At 44.9% G+C, this 798-nt stretch carries 5 tRNA genes; all 5 read left to right on the forward strand.

Annotated features, from left to right (window positions below):
• Positions 1 to 81 precede the first annotated feature (81 nt).
• The 5 genes from DXB15_RS15650 to DXB15_RS15670 all read left to right on the forward strand — a co-directional run bounded on the left by DXB15_RS15650 (position 82) and on the right by DXB15_RS15670 (position 624).
• Positions 82 to 154: transfer RNA gene (locus DXB15_RS15650), tRNA-Thr, on the forward strand.
• Positions 155 to 196: 42 nt separating this feature from the next.
• Positions 197 to 278: transfer RNA gene (locus DXB15_RS15655), tRNA-Tyr, on the forward strand.
• A 100-nt stretch (positions 279 to 378) separates the two neighbouring features.
• A tRNA-Met gene (locus tag DXB15_RS15660) sits at positions 379 to 452 on the forward strand.
• 6 nt (positions 453 to 458) lie between these two features.
• Positions 459 to 531 (forward strand) — tRNA-Phe (locus DXB15_RS15665).
• 20 nt (positions 532 to 551) lie between these two features.
• Positions 552 to 624: transfer RNA gene (locus tag DXB15_RS15670), tRNA-Lys, on the forward strand.
• The last annotated feature ends 174 nt before the right edge of the window (positions 625 to 798 follow it).

Consider the following 798-nt stretch of genomic DNA (forward strand, 5'->3'; position numbering starts at 1 on the left):
TGGGAGAGCATCTGCCTTACAAGCAGAGGGTCACAGGTTCGAGCCCTGTAGGTCCCATTTAAAACTAATAAAATTGAATATGCCGATGTGGCTCAATTGGCAGAGCAGCTGATTTGTAATCAGCAGGTTATCGGTTCGAGTCCGATCATCGGCTTTACATTAGGCATAGAAATTTGATTTTTGTGAATAATGTTATGGGTGGATTCCCGAGTGGCCAAAGGGGACAGACTGTAAATCTGCTGGCGATGCCTTCGAAGGTTCGAATCCTTCTCCGCCCATTAGGAGTAAGAATTAGAAATCTGCTTTGAGAAACCAAAACGGTTTGAATCCTTCTCCGCCCATTAGCTTTTAAAACTAAATAAAAGCGCTAACTAATATCGCGGGATGGAGCAGTCTGGAAGCTCGTCGGGCTCATAACCCGAAGGTCGTAGGTTCAAATCCTACTCCCGCAACTCAATGCCCAGTTAGCTCAGTTGGTAGAGCAGAGGACTGAAAATCCTCGTGTCTCTGGTTCGATTCCGGAACTGGGCATTAAAGACAAAATTTCATATGGGTGTGTAGCTCAGTTGGTAGAGCACTTGACTTTTAATCAAGTTGTCCCGGGTTCGAACCCCGGCACGCTCACTGTAAGGAATGCGAAAGCATTCCTTTTTTTGCTTTATAGGAAAGTTCGATTTTTGCCGACCTCTTGAACGAAAATAGCCCGCACTGAGGCGGGCATGCAGATAAAACGATACAGATTTAGAAGATATAAAAGCCTTCTACACCTGCCTCGTCATTAAACAGATCATCTTCATT

Source organism: Roseburia sp. OM02-15 (assembly GCF_003481835.1).
Classification (GTDB): domain Bacteria; phylum Bacillota; class Clostridia; order Lachnospirales; family Lachnospiraceae; genus Eubacterium_I; species Eubacterium_I ramulus_A.